At 30.8% G+C, this 17,356-nt stretch carries 17 protein-coding genes and 1 pseudogene; 11 read left to right on the forward strand and 7 right to left on the reverse strand.

All coding sequences use genetic code 11. The annotated features are described in order from the left end of the window. Positions 1–27 precede the first annotated feature (27 nt). From B0I03_RS07715 to lptB, 4 genes are all read left to right on the forward strand, one after another. The gene (locus B0I03_RS07715; RefSeq protein ID WP_111566874.1) at positions 28–993 is read left to right on the forward strand and encodes a KpsF/GutQ family sugar-phosphate isomerase; all 966 of its coding nucleotides are present in this window, start codon (positions 28–30) and stop codon (positions 991–993) included. Positions 994–1,016: 23 nt separating this feature from the next. Further along, a complete protein-coding gene (gene tatC / locus B0I03_RS07720; protein WP_111567022.1) occupies positions 1,017–1,814 on the forward strand; it encodes a twin-arginine translocase subunit TatC in 798 nt (265 codons plus the stop codon). A gap of 4 nt (positions 1,815–1,818) precedes the next feature. Continuing rightward, entirely contained in the window at positions 1,819–2,172 is a 354-nt protein-coding gene (locus tag B0I03_RS07725) for a carboxymuconolactone decarboxylase family protein (RefSeq protein WP_111566875.1), read from the forward strand. 110 nt (positions 2,173–2,282) lie between these two features. Then, positions 2,283–3,080, forward strand: coding sequence for an LPS export ABC transporter ATP-binding protein (gene lptB, locus B0I03_RS07730; protein WP_008254279.1), 798 nt, complete (start codon positions 2,283–2,285; stop codon positions 3,078–3,080). Positions 3,081–3,311: 231 nt separating this feature from the next. On the opposite strand, the gene B0I03_RS07735 is transcribed toward lptB, so the two are convergent. Both B0I03_RS07735 and B0I03_RS07740 read right to left on the reverse strand, forming a co-directional pair. Further along, complete coding sequence (locus B0I03_RS07735; RefSeq protein WP_111566876.1) at positions 3,312–4,163, reverse strand: glycoside hydrolase family 25 protein; 852 nt, start codon at positions 4,161–4,163, stop codon at positions 3,312–3,314. Next, a complete protein-coding gene (locus B0I03_RS07740) occupies positions 4,163–4,906 on the reverse strand; it encodes a CDP-alcohol phosphatidyltransferase family protein (RefSeq protein WP_181452366.1) in 744 nt (247 codons plus the stop codon). Before B0I03_RS07740 ends, B0I03_RS07735 begins: the two co-directional genes overlap by 1 nt. A gap of 189 nt (positions 4,907–5,095) precedes the next feature. Here B0I03_RS07740 and B0I03_RS07745 point away from each other — a divergent pair, with 189 nt between their 5' ends. After that, the gene (locus B0I03_RS07745; protein WP_449528514.1) at positions 5,096–6,169 is read left to right on the forward strand and encodes a putative type IX sorting system protein PorV2; all 1,074 of its coding nucleotides are present in this window, start codon (positions 5,096–5,098) and stop codon (positions 6,167–6,169) included. Between the two features lie 299 nt (positions 6,170–6,468). Further along, on the forward strand, positions 6,469–7,587 hold the full coding sequence (locus B0I03_RS07750) for a lipoprotein N-acyltransferase Lnb domain-containing protein (RefSeq protein WP_111566877.1): 1,119 nt from the start codon (positions 6,469–6,471) through the stop codon (positions 7,585–7,587). A 37-nt stretch (positions 7,588–7,624) separates the two neighbouring features. Here B0I03_RS07750 and B0I03_RS07755 read toward each other — a convergent pair whose 3' ends face one another. The 4 genes from B0I03_RS07755 to B0I03_RS07770 form a co-directional block, all read right to left on the reverse strand. Beyond that, positions 7,625–8,947 (reverse strand): sugar transferase, encoded by a 1,323-nt coding sequence (locus B0I03_RS07755; RefSeq protein ID WP_317048049.1) that lies wholly within the window; start codon positions 8,945–8,947, stop codon positions 7,625–7,627. Positions 8,948–9,175: 228 nt separating this feature from the next. Further along, on the reverse strand, positions 9,176–10,189 hold the full coding sequence (locus B0I03_RS07760) for a glycosyltransferase family 4 protein (RefSeq protein WP_181452367.1): 1,014 nt from the start codon (positions 10,187–10,189) through the stop codon (positions 9,176–9,178). Continuing rightward, positions 10,149–11,507, reverse strand: coding sequence for an O-antigen ligase family protein (locus B0I03_RS07765; RefSeq protein ID WP_181452368.1), 1,359 nt, complete (start codon positions 11,505–11,507; stop codon positions 10,149–10,151). Before B0I03_RS07765 ends, B0I03_RS07760 begins: the two co-directional genes overlap by 41 nt. Continuing rightward, complete coding sequence (locus tag B0I03_RS07770; RefSeq protein WP_245902971.1) at positions 11,497–12,522, reverse strand: glycosyltransferase family 4 protein; 1,026 nt, start codon at positions 12,520–12,522, stop codon at positions 11,497–11,499. Before B0I03_RS07770 ends, B0I03_RS07765 begins: the two co-directional genes overlap by 11 nt. 199 nt (positions 12,523–12,721) lie before the next feature. Here B0I03_RS07770 and B0I03_RS07775 point away from each other — a divergent pair, with 199 nt between their 5' ends. From B0I03_RS07775 to B0I03_RS13360, 5 genes and pseudogenes are all read left to right on the forward strand, one after another. Beyond that, the gene (locus tag B0I03_RS07775) at positions 12,722–13,870 is read left to right on the forward strand and encodes a hypothetical protein (RefSeq protein ID WP_111566880.1); all 1,149 of its coding nucleotides are present in this window, start codon (positions 12,722–12,724) and stop codon (positions 13,868–13,870) included. A 1-nt stretch (position 13,871) separates the two neighbouring features. After that, on the forward strand, positions 13,872–14,834 hold the full coding sequence (locus B0I03_RS07780) for a glycosyltransferase family 2 protein (protein ID WP_111566881.1): 963 nt from the start codon (positions 13,872–13,874) through the stop codon (positions 14,832–14,834). Beyond that, complete coding sequence (locus tag B0I03_RS13355) at positions 14,815–15,201, forward strand: GtrA family protein (RefSeq protein ID WP_181452369.1); 387 nt, start codon at positions 14,815–14,817, stop codon at positions 15,199–15,201. Before B0I03_RS07780 ends, B0I03_RS13355 begins: the two co-directional genes overlap by 20 nt. Further along, positions 15,201–15,746 carry an acyltransferase gene (locus tag B0I03_RS07790; RefSeq protein ID WP_111566883.1) on the forward strand — a complete coding sequence of 182 codons (546 nt, stop codon included), beginning with the start codon at positions 15,201–15,203 and terminating at the stop codon, positions 15,744–15,746. The genes B0I03_RS13355 and B0I03_RS07790 overlap by 1 nt, the downstream gene beginning before the upstream one ends. A 289-nt stretch (positions 15,747–16,035) precedes the next feature. After that, positions 16,036–16,200, forward strand: a pseudogene (locus B0I03_RS13360) (DapH/DapD/GlmU-related protein); the annotation flags it as partial. A 23-nt stretch (positions 16,201–16,223) separates the two neighbouring features. Here B0I03_RS13360 and B0I03_RS07800 read toward each other — a convergent pair. Beyond that, the gene (locus B0I03_RS07800) at positions 16,224–17,336 is read right to left on the reverse strand and encodes a glycosyltransferase family 4 protein (RefSeq protein ID WP_111566885.1); all 1,113 of its coding nucleotides are present in this window, start codon (positions 17,334–17,336) and stop codon (positions 16,224–16,226) included. Positions 17,337–17,356 lie beyond the last annotated feature (20 nt).

A 17,356-nucleotide genomic window follows, 5' to 3' on the forward strand; every position in this document is an offset into this window, starting at 1 on the left:
ACATACAAATTTTTTAAAATTTCTATTTTGAGCACAACAGATACGATTTTAGCTACCGCAAAACGAACTTTACTTTCCGAAAGTAAAAGCATTGCAGATCTTATAAATTACTTAGATGAAGACTTTGCCAAAAGTGTTACCGAAATTTATAACACCAAAGGAAGATTAGTCGTAACTGGAATTGGTAAAAGCGCCTTAATCGCTCAAAAGATTGTAGCCACTTTAAATTCAACGGGAACGCCTTCTATGTTTTTACATGCTGCAGAAGCGGTTCATGGCGATTTAGGAATGGTGCAACCAGAGGATATTATCATTTGTATTTCAAAAAGCGGCAACAGTCCAGAAATTAAAGTATTGGCTCCGTTATTAAAACGTTTTGGTAATACCTTGATTGGGATGACGGCTGATAAAAATTCGTATTTAGGAAAAGAATCGCACTACATTTTACATGCTTATGTAGAAAACGAAGCTTGTCCAAATAACTTAGCACCAACCAACAGTACTACCGCTCAATTAGTTCTTGGTGATGCTTTAGCGGTTTGTTTAATGGAAATGCGCAACTTTAAAAGCGAAGATTTTGCTGTATATCATCCTGGTGGCTCTTTAGGGAAAAAATTATTGTTGCGCGTAAAAGATATGTTAGATACGTCGCACAAACCAATGGTTACTCCAGATGCTTCTATCAAAAAAGTAATTATGGAGATTTCCGAAAAACGTTTGGGTGTAACAGCAGTTATTGAAAACAATCAAGTAATTGGCATTGTAACAGATGGAGATATTCGTAGAATGCTGAACAATCGTGATACTTTTGCCGATTTAACAGCGCAAGACATCATGACGAAAAATCCAAAAAACATTAATTCCAGCATTTTAGTTTCGGAAGCGTTGAATATTTTGGAAAACAATTCGATTACACAATTAGTTGTAATTGACAATAACGAATACAAAGGAATACTTCACTTACACGATATTTTAAAAGAAGGAATCGTATAATGGCAGAAAAAAACATAAAAGAGATGTCATTTTTAGACCATCTCGAAGAATTACGTTGGTTATTAGTAAGAAGCTCGGCAGCCATTATTTTGTGTGGAATTGTCGCTTTCTTTTTCAGTGATTTTATTTTCAATGAAATTATTTTTGGCCCAAAAAGCCCCGATTTTATTACTTACCAATTTTTTTGTGATTTAGGAAAACAATTTGACATGGCCGATACGATGTGTATTACCGAAATAAACCTTCCTATTCAAAATAGAGAAATGGGTGGTCAATTTTCGATGCACATGTGGACCTCCATTACGGTAGGATTTATTTTTGCTTTCCCTTTTATTTTATGGGAAATTTGGAAATTCATTAGTCCAGCTTTATATGAAAAAGAGAAGAAATATGCGGCATCATTTATTATAATTTCTTCAATATTATTTTTTATTGGTGTATTGTTTGGCTACTATTTAATTGCGCCATTATCGGTACAATTTTTCGCCAGTTATATAGTGAGTCCAGAAATTAGTAATTCGATTGATATTGATTCTTATATGAGTTTAATGAAAACATCAGCAATTGCTAGTGGATTGTTATTTGAATTACCAATCATCATTTTCTTCTTAACCAAGATTGGATTGGTAACTCCTGAATTTTTAAGAAAATACCGAAAATACACTTTAGTAATCGTGTTAATTGTGTCTGCAGTCATTACACCACCAGATGTTTTGAGTCAAATTATCGTTACAATTCCGATTATGATTTTATATGAAGCTAGTATTTTAATTAGTGTTTTAGTGGTAAAAAGTCAAGAAAGAGAAAAATTAAAAGCATAAAAAAATGGCAGATTTAGTAAAAGAATTCAATGATTACCGTTCAAAAATGAACGAAAAATTATTAGCAGATAACAACAAAGTCATTAAAAGAATTTTCAATGTAGATACGAATGCTTACATGGAAGGTGCCTTAGACGTTAAAACCAAAGAATTATTAGGCTTAGTAGCTTCAGCGGTTTTACGTTGCGATGATTGCATCAAATACCATTTAGAAACCGCTTACAAAAACGGCGTTACTAAAGAAGAAATGATGGAAAGCATGGGAATTGCTACATTAGTTGGCGGAACTATTGTAATTCCTCATTTAAGAAGAGCGTATGAGTTTTGGGAAGCTTTGGAAGAACAAAGTTCGAAATAACAAATTCCAAAATCGAAGTTAAAAGTAGTAGTTCGTTGAATGTTTTTTGTTTATTTGCAGAGTAATTTCACTTATAAACTCATAAACTTCTAAACTCATAAACTAGAAAAATGAAATTAAGAGCAGAAAATTTAGTTAAAACCTATAAAAAAAGAAGTGTAGTAAAAGGAATTTCCGTGGAAGTAAATCAAGGGGAAATCGTGGGTTTATTGGGTCCAAATGGTGCCGGAAAAACCACTTCATTCTACATGATTGTAGGTTTAGTAAAACCAAATAGCGGAAATATCTATTTAGATGATATGGATATTACGAATTTCCCAATGTACAAACGTGCACAAAACGGCATTGGTTATTTGGCACAAGAAGCTTCTGTTTTTAGAAAATTAAGTATCGAAGATAACATTCTGAGTGTTTTGCAATTAACCACGCTTTCAAAAGCCGAACAAGAAGCTAAAATGGAAGAATTAATTGCTGAATTTGCTTTGGAACACATTCGAACCAATCGCGGAGATTTACTTTCAGGAGGAGAACGTCGTAGAACTGAAATTGCACGTGCTTTAGCAACTGACCCAAAGTTTATTTTATTAGACGAACCTTTCGCAGGAGTTGACCCTGTAGCAGTGGAAGATATTCAAAGAATTGTAGCTCAATTAAAAAATAAAAACATTGGGATTTTAATTACCGACCACAACGTTCAAGAAACTTTAGCAATTACCGACAAAACCTACTTAATGTTTGAAGGTGGAATCTTAAAAGCAGGAAAACCAGAAGAATTAGTAGCAGACGAAATGGTAAGACGTGTTTATCTTGGACAAAACTTCGAATTACGTAAAACAAAAATTGATTTTGATGCTCCAAAAACCACCATCATTCATGGTAAAGGAGAACTAAATCTGAATAAAGAGTAGTTTTTTGTAGCACAAAGCTTCACTAAGTTTAGCACGAAGTTACACTAAGATTTTTTTAATCGTATTGTTCAAGAGATGCTTGGCAGCATGACAAACTACGTATAGTCTAGTGTGAACTTTTAAAAGTGTAACGCCTTACAATCTATCAACACAAAGTAAAACTACTGTTTCTATGTGTTTTAATTAATTGCGCCCTTTGCGAAAAAACTTTGCGTCTTTGCGTTAAAAAAATCATCGAATGCACTTCAACAACAACTTATTTTTGTCACCATTAAAAATATTCAGATCCACCATTCCTTCAATGCCTTGAATTTGTGCTTTTTCGGTAAATTGCCAAAACTGCCAATCAGATTCTAAATCATTTCTCCAAAAATTGTAATTGGCAATCCAAAGTGGATACTCGGAAAATTCTTCTTTTAAGAAATCGGAATAATAACTTTCTCCCGAATAAATGATTGGCTTGACTTTATAATGCTTTTCTACCTTTTTCAACCAACGACGTAATCCTACTTTTAAATTATCTATTGATTGGGATTTTGGTAATTTTTCGATATCCAAAACGGGAGGCAAATCTCCTTTTTGTAATTTTACGGTTTTGATAAAATTTTCAGCTTGCTCAATCGAATTTTCGTTGGGACGATAATAATGATATGCGCCTCGAATAAGCTCTCTTTCTTTAGATGCTTTCCAGTTTTCTTTGAATCTTGAATCTACTTTATTTTTTCCAGCGGTAGCACGAATAAACACAAACGACAACTCAAACGATTCATCAATATGATAGGTTTGTTCCCAATCGATTTCACTTTGGTATTCTGAAACATCAAAACCTATGGCTTTTTCATCGTGTTTGTGCAACACTTCATAGATTCGAATATCGGCTAACTTTCGTTCTTCTTTGGATAAAGTTTCAATATTTTTATCGGTTTTAAAACCTAAATAATACAAGAAACCATCGCGAAATTTATAAATACCAATCGCAACAAATAAAAACAAAACAAAAGAAATCAGATAGAAAATCCATTTACTTGTAGTGTTGGATTTTCGTTTTGCAATAGGTTTTCTTCTGTAATTTTTGGACGCCATTACGCCTTAGTCGTAATTTTATTACTGATTACAGAAACCAACACATAACTAATGATAATCAAAGGAATAGCAACAAATCCTAAAATAAAAAAGGACAATAACGAACCAATTAAAAACAAGATTTGCATTTTATATTTTGCCCAAGTAAATTCTTTAATTTTCAATGAAAACAAAGGAATTTCAGCGTTTAAAACATATGAACTCAAGATTGTAATAAACAATAACACGTAAGGATTATATAATATAGAATTTAATACTTCAGAATCATTTGTAAATTGAATCATCGGAATACTCATAATTACTAAAGCGTTTGCTGGAGTTGGCAATCCAATGAAAGAATCGGTTTGACGCGTATCGATATTAAATTTTGCCAAACGATAACAAGAAGCTAACGTAATTAGGAAGCCTAAATAAGGCACAAATCCCATATAAAAATACTCTTCCGTTAAATAATAAACCGAAGTAGAATCTTCTTGAATATTTTGAAACAACACAAACATCATCAATCCCGGAACCACACCACAAGTTACCATATCCGCTAATGAATCTAACTGCACGCCTAAAGGTCCGGCTACATTGAATTTTCTGGCTAAAAATCCGTCCCAAAAATCAAAGAAAATACCCAAACAAACAAAAATAAACGCTTCATCATAATAGCCTTTAAAAATAGCGATGATAGCTAACAATCCTGCTGCTAGATTTAGCAAAGTGATTAGATTGGGAATGTGCTTTTTGATATTCATATAACGTGACTTTTAAACTCTTTACTTAATTTAATGCTGTTATTGCAACTAAAACGAATTGCAAAATTACAACTAAAAAAGACCTAAAAACAAGCCTTCCCTAATTTACAGCAAATGTAATACAATAAGTTAATACTTTTAGAGTTTACTATTTGAGAAATTTATTTCATCTTTGTAAAAAAATTGGCATTGAAAAAGACCATTTTACTACTTTTAATTTGTTTTTGTGGGACAACCTATGGGCAAACCGTTAGAAAATATTCAAATGAATTTATGAATATTGGAGTTGACGCTGCTGCTTTAGGAATGTCTAACGCTGTTGTGTCTCATACTGGCGATGTGAATTCTGGATATTGGAATCCTGCGGGATTATTAAAACTAGAAGACAAACAGTTTTCATTGATGCATGCCAGTTATTTTGCCAATATAGCACAATACGATTATGCAGGTTTCGCCATGCCAATCGACGACCGAAGCGCGGTTGGAATTTCCTTAATTCGTTTTGGAGTTGATGATATTTTAAACACTACACAATTAATTGATAGCGAGGGAAACATCGACTACAACAGAATTTCGCTTTTTTCTACTGCTGATTATGGCTTGACTGTTTCTTATGCTAGAAGTTTACCTATTGAAGGTTTAAATTATGGAGTAAATGCGAAAGTAATCAGAAGAATTATTGGAGATTTTGCTAATTCTTGGGGATTTGGATTGGATTTAGGAATTCAGTACATAAGTGATGATGAAGACTGGAAATTTGGTTTAATGATTCGCGATATTACTACTACTTACAATACTTGGACCATAGACGAAGATAAATACCAAGAAATTGCAGATGCTATTCCAGGTGAAAATCAAGAATTACCTGAAACTAGTGAAATTACGTTGCCAAAAGCGCAATTAGGAATGTCTAAAAAATGGATTATTCGTTATGATTATAGTTTGTTAGCGGCAACAAATTTAAACATGCAATTTGCTCGAACAAATGACATCATTTCAACAAACACAGTAAGTATTGATCCTGCACTTGGATTAGAATTTGGTTATATCGATTTGGTTTATTTGAGAGCAGGTGTTGGAAATTTTCAACAAATTACTCAAATTGATGATTCAAAAAAATTGAGTTTTCAACCTAATATTGGTTTAGGATTTAAATACAAAGGCATTCAAGTGGATTACGCTTTAACCGATTTAGGTGACCAAAGTGCAGCTTTGTATTCCAATATTTTTTCCATAAAAGTAGATTGGGAATTGTTTAGATGATGAATGTTTGATGATGGAAGATGGATGGTGAATGCTGAAACTAAACATATAAGTCATAAAAGTTTTTAAAAACAGAATTGAATAGCGTTGAAAAAGTAAATAAAAGAGAAATTGAATAGCATAACAAACAAATCGCACATCTAATGTGAGCTATGTCAAGTGAAACGCCTAAAATACAGACAAAGCAAATCTAATGTGTCTATGTGTTGAAAAAAAACGCTAAAACCAGCGATTTGTGTAAGCAAACCCGTTTCATCCGTGTGCCAAAACTTGAAACCTGAAACTTGAAACAAAAGAACATGATAAAAAAACTACTTTTCGCTTTACTTATTTTAATTTCTTTTAATGGGTTTGCCCAAAATATCACTCTTTCTGAAAAAGCAAAAGTCAGTATTTTAACTTGTGGTTTAGGACCAGAATCGTATGCTATGTATGGTCACACCGGAATTCGTATTCAAGACAGCATTTATGCCATTGATGTCGTTTATAATTATGGTGCTTTTGATTTTAGCACACCTAATTTCATTGGTAGATTTATAAAAGGCGATTTGCAATATTTTGTTACAAATGGTAGTTTTATCGATTTTTATTACAATTATCAAATGGAAAATCGTGAAATAATTGAACAAGAATTAGACCTTAATCCTTCTCAGATCAATACGTTATTTCAACAACTAAATCATTCGGTTTATAGTGATGAGCGTTTTTATACTTATAAATTCATTGATAGAAATTGCACCACAATGGTTGTGGATAAAATCAATGGCATTTTAGGCAAAGAATATATAAAATCAGATAGCTCAAAAATGTCGTATCGTGAAATTTTATATCCGTACATGAGTGACTTTTATATGAAATTGGGAATTCAATTGATTTTTGGAGCCAAAGTAGATGAACCAGCCACTCGTCTGTTTTTACCTTATGAATTTAAAGATGCCATTTCGGCTACAAAAGTAAATGGGAATAAAATTGAAAAGAGTAATTCAAAAATTCTTCAAGTAACCAAAGTTGAAACTCCATTTAATTGGTTAAACTCGATTTACTCATTAATTACAGCGCTTTTGATTTTAGTTCTTTTAAACAAAAAATGGATAAAAATTAGTTACTTTATCTTTGCTGGATTATTAGGACTTTTCTTCTCTTTGGTAGGATTATACTCATTGCACGAAGAAATCTTATGGAATTATAATATTTTACTATTTAATCCGCTTTTATTAGTTTTTGCTTGGTATCTTAAAAAAGGAATCAAAGAAAGAATAGTGCTATTTGGACAAATTATTTTAGCAATGTTGTTAGTTTATTTAGCGTTTATGACTACAAAAATTCATTTGGAAATCGTTTGGCCATTTATCGCCTTACACTTTTATTGGATTGGAAAAATTGTGTTACAGATTAAGAAATCAAATTTAACACGTTAATAAAACTGACGACTGAAAACTGATAACTGAAAACTGATTACTGTCCTCTAAAAAACAATACCGTACTCATTGTTTTTACTACGATATTGATATCTAAAAACAAGCTTCGATGTTTGATGTAATACAAATCGTAACGCAGTTTCATCAAACTATCTTCTAAGTTAGAACCATAAGGATAATTCACTTGTGCCCAACCTGTAAGTCCAGGTTTAATAACATGGCGTGTTTGATATAAAGGAATGGCATTAGCAATTTGCTCAACAAACACAGGTCGCTCTGGACGTGGACCAATTATTGCCATATCGCCTTTTAAAACATTGATAAATTGAGGTAATTCATCTAATCTTGTTTTACGTAGAAATTTTCCAAAAGGAGTAATTCGGCTATCATTTGTTGTAGCAAAAACAGCTCCATTTTGTTCGGCATTTTGTACCATGGTTCTCATTTTGTAAATCGTAAATGGAACTCCGTTTTTCCCAACACGTTCTTGGGTATAAAAAAAACTTCCCTTATTAACAAAAAGATTGACAATCCATAAAAAAGGTGCCAATACAAAAAAACTAATTAATCCAACTAGCGAAAAAACAATATCAAAAAAACGACTGTAATACACATACAATTTGTTTTGATTACTTCTACTAAAAGGGAAAAACTTATACAATTCTCTATCTTCAAAATGAATAGGCAAACGATACGTGCTGTATTCATAAACTTGATTATACTTTCTAATTACAATACCTTTTTCAAGTAGTCGAAGTAACTTATTATACAAATCAACCGAGGTTAATTTATTTTTAACATTAGCCACCACGATTTCCGAAATGTAATTTTGGTACACAAACTCATCTAGATTTTCCGCTAAAATACGCTCAACATTTGTCTTATTTGGTGCTTCATCTACTGCAATATAACCCACAACTCTGTAATGTGGATTAAATTTAGCTAATTCGGTTACCAATGCATCTACCTCTTTACTACTTCCTACGAAAAGTACTTTTTTCATAAATCGATTAGACGCAAAGAAAACAATATATAAATAGCGCCAAACTGATAATGAAATTAAAATAGAAAAGAAAAACAATATAATCTGCAAACGATTGGAAGGCAATACTGGAGTATAAAAAGGGGTTAACAAATAAAGTAAAACGGTTACAGAAGTTGTTAAAATAATACTTTTAGAAATTTGAAATCGGTTACTAGCAGTCTGCAAATTGTACATTTCGAAAATTGTTCCGAAGAAAACCAAATAAAGTGCTAAAACGATTGTCCAATAAAAACTGCTCTGAGATATTCTGAAATAATCAAACTTCGTATAATGTCCAATTAATGCTAAAGTCATTAAAGTAAAAAATACATCCATAACACGCAATAAAATTTTGCGTTCTGAAATTTCAAAATGTATTTTTTGGGAGGCACTCATTCTTTTATAATTCTAACGCAAAGTAACGAATTTAAAAGAAACCACGAAATCATCGTTGAAAATTTATTGAAATAGTAATTAATAATTGTTAAAGATTTCAAAATTCAACATTCGTTATTCCTCATTCAACATTCAAAAACAGGATACCTGAAACAAAAAAACTCACTTTCACTTCAAAACCTGCTTCCAATCCTCTTTCACTACATTCCAATCCATTTGGGCTATAAAATTTCGTGCATTTGAAGTTAGTTCTTTCGTTTTTTGTTGATTTTCTATCAAACAACAAATAGAATCTACCATCGCAACAACATCATTATCGTTAACTAATAGAGCATTTTCTTTATCAGTAAGTAAATAAGGAATTCCGCCTACATTGGTACTCACCACCGGCAATCCTAAAGCCATGGCTTCCATAACACTTATAGGTGTGTTATCAAAATGAGTTGTGTTGATAAAAATATCATGCTCAGATGCTAATTGCCACCAATCTTCTTTAGACAATTGCCCGGTAAAACATACTTTACAATTGATGTAATCAGCAAATGCTTTTGTTGTTTGCAAACTTCCATCTTTATCAGGACCAACCATTGTTAACGAGGTATTTGGATATTTTCTTTGCAATTCAAACAACACTTTAACGGCCATTTCAGGATTATAAATGGTAGCAAAAGCGCGAACCCAGAGTAATTTTGGAGCAAATTCTATTCTATCTTTAAATTTATATTTTTCTATTTCAATCGAATTGGGAATATAAATAACATTTGTAAAACCTGCTTCTTGAAAAGCTTGTTTTAAATAACCAGATGGTGCTACATTTTTATAAGCATTAGCAAACACCATTTGGCACAATTTAGGATTCTTTTTTAAACGATTAGGTAAATCACCGCCTCTTAAGATTGGAATGTATTTAACATTAAAAACGCGCGCTATTTGACTACAAAAAAAAGCATACCAAAAACTTGACGTACTATAGGTATCTATTAAAACATAATCAACACTTCTTATCTTTAAAAAAGTTGTAATAATCATGTCTAGCATTCTCACCCACTGATTTTTCTTACTAGAGGTAAATATTACATCATACCCTTCATCTTTAAGAAAAACCCCTAGTGTTTCAATAGAAGTTTTATTGTATCCGTGTTTAGACAGCTGGTTCCCTATGTACAACAGGCGTTTCTTCATCTACAAATTTAACTTTTAAAAGTGATAAGGCATATATAAAAGCTGGTGCAGCTGTTCGCATGGCGGCATGATTAATAGTTAATGCCCAAAAAACAAAAAAGGAAATTAAAAAAATATTTTGCTTATTTCCAAAATATAAAGAAATTGGCGTTATAAACAATATTAATAAGCCAAGTAATCCTAATGAACCATGGTCGGCTAACATACGCGTAATTTCATTATGTGAAGAAACTTTATGCCCAATAATTTCTTCTCTATATTCTGCATTTTTACCAACTCCAATACCAAAAATTGGATTTTCTTTAAAAGCACTAATTTCAGTTCCTGCAATTGCTTCACGACCTCCAAGTCTATCTTCTTTATCTCTTCCTCTAGCATCTTTATTAGCATAACGATACTCAATCATTCCATTCGTTTTATAAACTGAGTAAGACCATAATAAACCACCTCCAATAACTGAGAACAATATTATAGTTAATAATTTACTCTTAACTTTTGGACCCGAATAATAAAATAAAATTAACACTAAAAAAACAATCATTGCTACCCCAGTTATAACTCCACCCCTCGAAAAAGTTAAGATTCCTCTATAAGAAACTAGGACAAAAATTACTAAATTTATAATAATCATTTTTTTTGTATTGGAATAAAGTAATGCTAGTACAAAAAAAACAAACATTCCTAAACCTAAAGATGTAGAAACTTGGTTAGGTCCAAATCCTCCTGAAGCCGAAAAATTTGATTGTGTACTAATGAAAATTTCTTTATTACTAGGTGTAAACAAAAATAAATAAATGGTCATGCTTAGTATAGGTAGTCCTATAAATACAAACATCTTGAATAATTGCTCTTTTGTTACCACGCGCTGATAACAATATAGAGATGCAATTGCTAAACACACAGGACCAGATATATTAAATGCAATAGCTTTTCTTAAATTAGTATCAAAACTTAATTCATTGGCACCAATAATAATTCCGGGAATTAATAGTAATAAAAAAACAATATAGATATATGAATTTTTTGAAAATCCTTTGTAAATCATTCCAAAAAAGAGAAAAACAATAACTAAATATTTCGACAACTCGTGAATTGGATTTCCTTCTGTCATTCGCAGAAAAACCTCGACACCTACAATATAACCACAAATAAGCAACGCTTCATTATTCTTATTTTTAGTTCTTAGCATGTACATAACACCAAAAATAAAAACAAAAACAGTATATAACTTTGCTAGGAATGGCAATAAATAAATTACAAATCCAATAATTACATGTACTATAATTAGATTAAAATATGTTAATTGACTATTTTTCATTTACCCAATTTATATATTTTAACATCACTTTTTCTTCTGAATAAGTATTTAAAATAGTGGCTTTTAAATTTTCACCTAACGAAATTCGTAAAGTATCATTTTCTATTAATTCCGTTAATGCATCTGAAAATGATAATGTATCTTTAGGACGAACTAACAAGCCACTTTTTTTATCATCAATAACGGTAGGTATTTCTCCAACAGCAGTAGAAATCACAGCTAATTCTTGAAATCCGTATTCCAAAAGCGCTACGGGTAAACCTTCAGAATCTGATGTTAAAATTCCTATTTGACATTGCTGTAAAATTGAAGTTACATCATCACATGAACCATATAAAAAAACGTTTTCCTGAAGTCCTTTCTCAACAATTAAATCTCGAATCATATCAGAATAAGAATCTTGAAAATCTTTTCCAACTAAATGAAACGTCCAATCAGGATGACTAATTTTACATTTCTCTGCTACTTTTAACAAAAGGATGTGATTTTTCTGTGGTCTTAAATTTGCTAAACAAACTATTTGCTTTCCTGAAGTTCCGTTTAATTTTGTCTTTATAAATGAAGTTTCATTAGCTGATACCGTAAAATTAGCCAAATAAATTACTTTTTTACAAAATAAATTACTTAAAGACCATGCTGCTAATTTTTGATTTACAGCAACGATTCCAAAAACAAAAATAGAAATTATCCTTAATACAAAAGACTTTCTTTTATCTAACATTTCGCTTTTACCATAATGATCGTGCCAAATAATTTTAATACTTGGAAGTACTATTTTTAGTAAAAAAGCAAAATATATAGAGGTACTATGAGCTTGAATGAATTTTATATTATTTACTTTTAAAAAACTTCTTAGTTTAAATAATGCTTTTAAATCTAAAACTTTCTTCTTGTCCAAAAATAAATAAGGAACATCTTTGTCTAATTGATTTTGCAAACTACCCTCGTTACGCGTTACCACGATACCAGAAAAAGAAACCCTTTTTTGAAGCGCATTAGCATAACTAACAGCCATACGCTCGGCACCACCTGCTTCAAGGCTGTCAATTAGTTGAATTATGCGGATATCTGTTTTAATAGCTGAAATACAATTAAATTCATCGACAAATATAATCTTTTCTTTTATTCCTATCAGACATAGAACCTATGTTTAATCAATCAGCAAGCGATTAATTAGTAAAAAATAGTATTTTTACCGATGAAAACCAACCTATATGAATCAATTGCATAAACTATTAGAAAGTAAAAAATTATATTACATTCTTTTTGGTATACTTATTTTACTCGCTTTGAGAAATTTATTTTTGCCTTTACAAGGTGACGAACTTACTTATAACAAAATTGCTCAAAATATATTAGAAGGTAAATACTATCAAACTAAAAGCCCTTCTTCTGTTATTCCTATTGTTCCTTTTTTAATGGCTTTTTTTTCAACTCCAAAACTTCCTATATTAGGTTTTGCTTTGCATAAGTTATTTCATATAGGTCTTTGTATTTTAGGAATTAGATTTGCTTTCTTAACTTTCAAAAAACTTAATTTAGAACCTACAATTACCTACACTTTATTGCTTTTAACATGTGTTTCTTCGGGTTTTTTATCGTTTTTGCCTTCCTTATATCCTGAAGCAATTGTTTTTGTAACATTTTGGGGATTCATTTATTACCTTAATTCAGAAAAAAAACTTTCCAACTTTAAACGCCTTTTTGCTCTTTTTATCCTTTTGGTTTTTACTCGATATGTTTATGCTGTTTTAGGATTGATGGTATTACTTTACTACTATTCTTATTTTCAACAGGATAGAAAAAACTTTGGAAAAATAGTTCTTTACTCAATAATCTTAACAACTCCGCTACTCTTTTGGTTCAAATATGTTTACAATATCGAATCTCAAAACTTAAGCGAAATAAGCTATTTTAGTCGTTATAAAATGGACGAAAATCCACTATGGTATAACATTAAATGTGGTTTAGGAATAGAACAACACTTTCAAGTAAACAGAATTAATGGTATTCCTGCCTTTATTTCACTATTTGTACCAGTAACGGGAATTAGAAATTTTGCTATTAGTTTAGTTCTTTTATTAGCTGTAATTTTTGGTCTTTATAAGAATTGGAAGAATCCAATAATTAAACAGTTAAGTATTGCTTTTGGGTTAGTATTTTTAGGTTTTGTATTAGCCGGAACAGGATTTAGTCGTTATTGGTTAGTACTACTACCTATTATCTATTTAAGTTTTTATTATATTTATACTTTATTTATAAAAAACGGAAACTACTTTATTTATGCTAGTTACTTATTTTTTATTGTTTTGTTGCTTAACGAATTTAGAATAACCTTATTGTTGATAAAAAAAATAATCTAAGATGTTAGAAAAACTTGTTATTTACATGCCTGCTTTAAATGAAGAAGCAACAATTTATAAGGTCATTCAATCCATACCAAAAAGCTTTGAAGGTTTTAACTTAACCGAAGTTTTGGTCATTAATGATGGAAGTTCAGATAACACCGTTGAGGAAGCAAAAAAGGCTGGAGCAACTGTATTGAGTCACAATAAAAATAAAGGAGTTGGAGAAGCATTTCAAACAGCACTTAATTACGCCTTAAAAACAAAAGCAGATGTGTTAGTAAGTATAGATGCTGATGGACAGTTTGATGTAAATCAAATTGCTGAATTAATCAATCCAATCGTTCTTCAACAAGCTGATTTTTGTTTAGGCATTAGATTTTCTGGCGGAAAACCTGATAATATGCCAGGAATAAAATTTTGGGGAAATAAACAAGTAAATAAAATTGTAAGTTTTGTTAGTAAAACTAAAATTTACGATGCTTCTTGTGGTTTTAGAGCCTATTCTAAAGATACTTTATTAAGTTTAAATCTACATGGAAGTTTTACGTACACGCATGAAACAATTCTAGATTTATTAGATAAAGGCTTCAAGGTAGCCCAAATTCCAATTACCGTTTTATATTTTGAAGACAGAGTTTCCAGAGTAGCTAACAATCTTTTTAAATATGCTTACAAAACTTCGTCAATAATTTTTAAGTCATTAAAAGATTATCGCCCGCTACAGTTTTTCCTAGGAATTGCAACCGTTATTTTTCTAATTGCTATGTTTTTTGGCGGATGGGCTTTATTACATTGGATTATCTACAATACCATAACACCTTACAAAAGTTTTGGTATTATAGGATTATCTCTTTTAGGCATGAGCGTTATTATCACAATCTTTGCTTTCATGGCTGATATGTTAGGACGAATAAGAAAAAACCAAGAAAAAATATTATATTTCTTAAAACAAACGCATTTTGAAGATCCTAAAAAATAAAGAATTACAATCTCAAGTTTTAAAATACATTATCATTAGTCTTTTTGGTTATGGTTTTGTGTTTGTATCACTTTATATTTTTGTTGATATTCTAAAATTTAATAAATCAATCGCATTTATGATTGTTTATGGAATTTCTTACTTAATGCTATATACGCTTCAATTAAGGGTGCTTTTTAAAACCACTCATAGCAACAGTAAACTAATTAAGTTTTGCTTAAGCTTAGTTTTCTTTTACGTATTAGCTAATATTTTATATAATACTTTTAATTATTTTGAAATAAATTATTTGATAAGTACATTTATAACTATTTTGATTTTAACACCTTTACGATTTATTATTTCAAAATTCTACGTTTACAAATAATGCAAAAATTTTTATACAAAATAGATTATGTTTTACAACGATTTTTAACTTCGTTGCTATTTACTTTTCCAATAATTAAATTAGTAAAAAAAGCTTACTTTTTTGTTCGTTTTAAAACAACTTACATTGAAGCTACAAATAATGTCGTTATTACCAATTTTGACAAACCAAATCAAAATTCAGGAATAACTTTTTTAGGAAAATGTGTGCTTTCTAGAAACATTGAAGTAGATATTTGTGGAGGTATTATTATGGGAAAAAATGTCACTATTTCTGACCATGTTACGATACAAACCCACAAACACGAATATGATGGTTTTAGTTTGTATGAAAATAAAACATCATCATCATCTTTAGAAATTGGAGATGAAGTTTGGGTTTGCAATAATGTAATTATTACAAATAGTGTAAATAAAATTGGTAAAGGAGCTGTAATTGCTTCGGGCTCAATTGTAACTAAAGATGTTGAAGATTACAGCATTGTTGCAGGAGTTCCAGCGAAGCATTTAAAGTATAGAAATAAAATAAATTATGGAAAAGCATAGTGCTACTTGGAATAAAATTTCTCTTTCTTTCTTTAAAAAAGGTTTTAAATTTATTTTACTTCACCTTTCAATGCAATTTTTTGTTCCGCCTTCATTGCGAACTAAATTGCTAAAATTATATGGTATTCAATTTAAAAATCGCAAGACTGTTTTTATTGGAACCAATGTATTATTCGACAATTTAAAAAACGTTTCTACATCAATTGGAGACAATGTTTTAATTACTTCTGGTGCAAAAATTTTAAATCATTTTCCAATTATTACCCCAGAAGGCGTTTCTGAGTTTAGCATGGGCAATGTAATTATAGAAGACAATGTTTTTATAGGCATGAATGCGCTAATTATTAAACCCGTAACAATTGGAAAGGGTGCTGTAATTGGTGCTGGTGCTGTAGTAACTAAAGACGTATTGCCAGGAACTATTGTTGGAGGAAATCCTGCTACAGTGATTGGGTACACAAAAGATTTTAGCAAAATTTAGAGCAACTTCTTAATTTCATCTTCAAACTTATCTGTTGTGAATTGGCGAGACCAATTTTGTCCTCCAGAAGCCGTTTTTTGATATAATAATTCATCATCTAACAAACTTGTCACTTGAATAACATCTTTTTCTAATTGTTCTTCTAGTTGAATACCTCTTTCTCCGTAGCCCAACATATAAGGCACACAAGAAACTTTTGAAACAATAGGCACGCAACCCCAAAACATAGCTTCGGCAACTACTTTTGGCCAACCTTCACTTTTAGAAGGTAAAATTAAAAAATGACTGTTTTGATAGGCTTTTAAGACCGTTTCCTTTGACTGATTCCCTTTTAAAGAAACGATGCTTTCTAGTTTATTTTCGGAAATATGTTGTTCTAAATTGTCTCTTAGAATTCCCTCTCCATACAAATTCAGTCGAACATTTTTCCCTTGTTGATGTAATTTTTCAACCAACTGAATAGCATATAAAGGCTGTTTACCTTTAGACAATGTTCCAACAAATAAAAAATCAATACATGCCTCTAATGTTTTTGGTTCTATTACTTTTTTATCCAATTCGGAGTAAGTTGCGGTAAAAAAAGGTTTGATATTTTTTGTTTGGTTGTTCCAATCGCCATACACCAATACCTGCATGTTTTTGGTTAAAAAAGTATTGGATAAAATCCAACGCTGTAATTTATAAGTAAAAGGTTGTTTGGCATTTGGATCCCAGTTACCAGCATATTTAGCTGTTTTAGGCTTCTTTGGAAATAAAATTTGAACTATAGCTCCAATTAAACCCATATTTCCAGGACAACGCAAGTGAATGTGATCAGCTTGAGACATGGCTGAATAAACCGTACTAAAAACTTTTGGGAGTTTAAATAACGCTTTAAAAATATTAGCTACCGAAGTAATATTAAATTCTAAAACCGTACGAAAACGCAAGTTAGAATGATGATATTTTTCGTGAATAGGATTTAATTCTTTATTTACTAAAGGCGCAACCACAATTACCTCATCTACATATTGTAACCAAATATTCATTTCTCGAATATAGGGTGCGTAACCAAAATAGAAATTATCGTTTTTGATGTGTTGAACGTGAGTGATAATTGCAAATTTCATTTTAAAAGATAAAATGTAAA

It is taken from the genome of Flavobacterium aquaticum, from assembly GCF_003259835.1.
Classification (GTDB): Bacteria; Bacteroidota; Bacteroidia; order Flavobacteriales; family Flavobacteriaceae; genus Flavobacterium; species Flavobacterium aquaticum.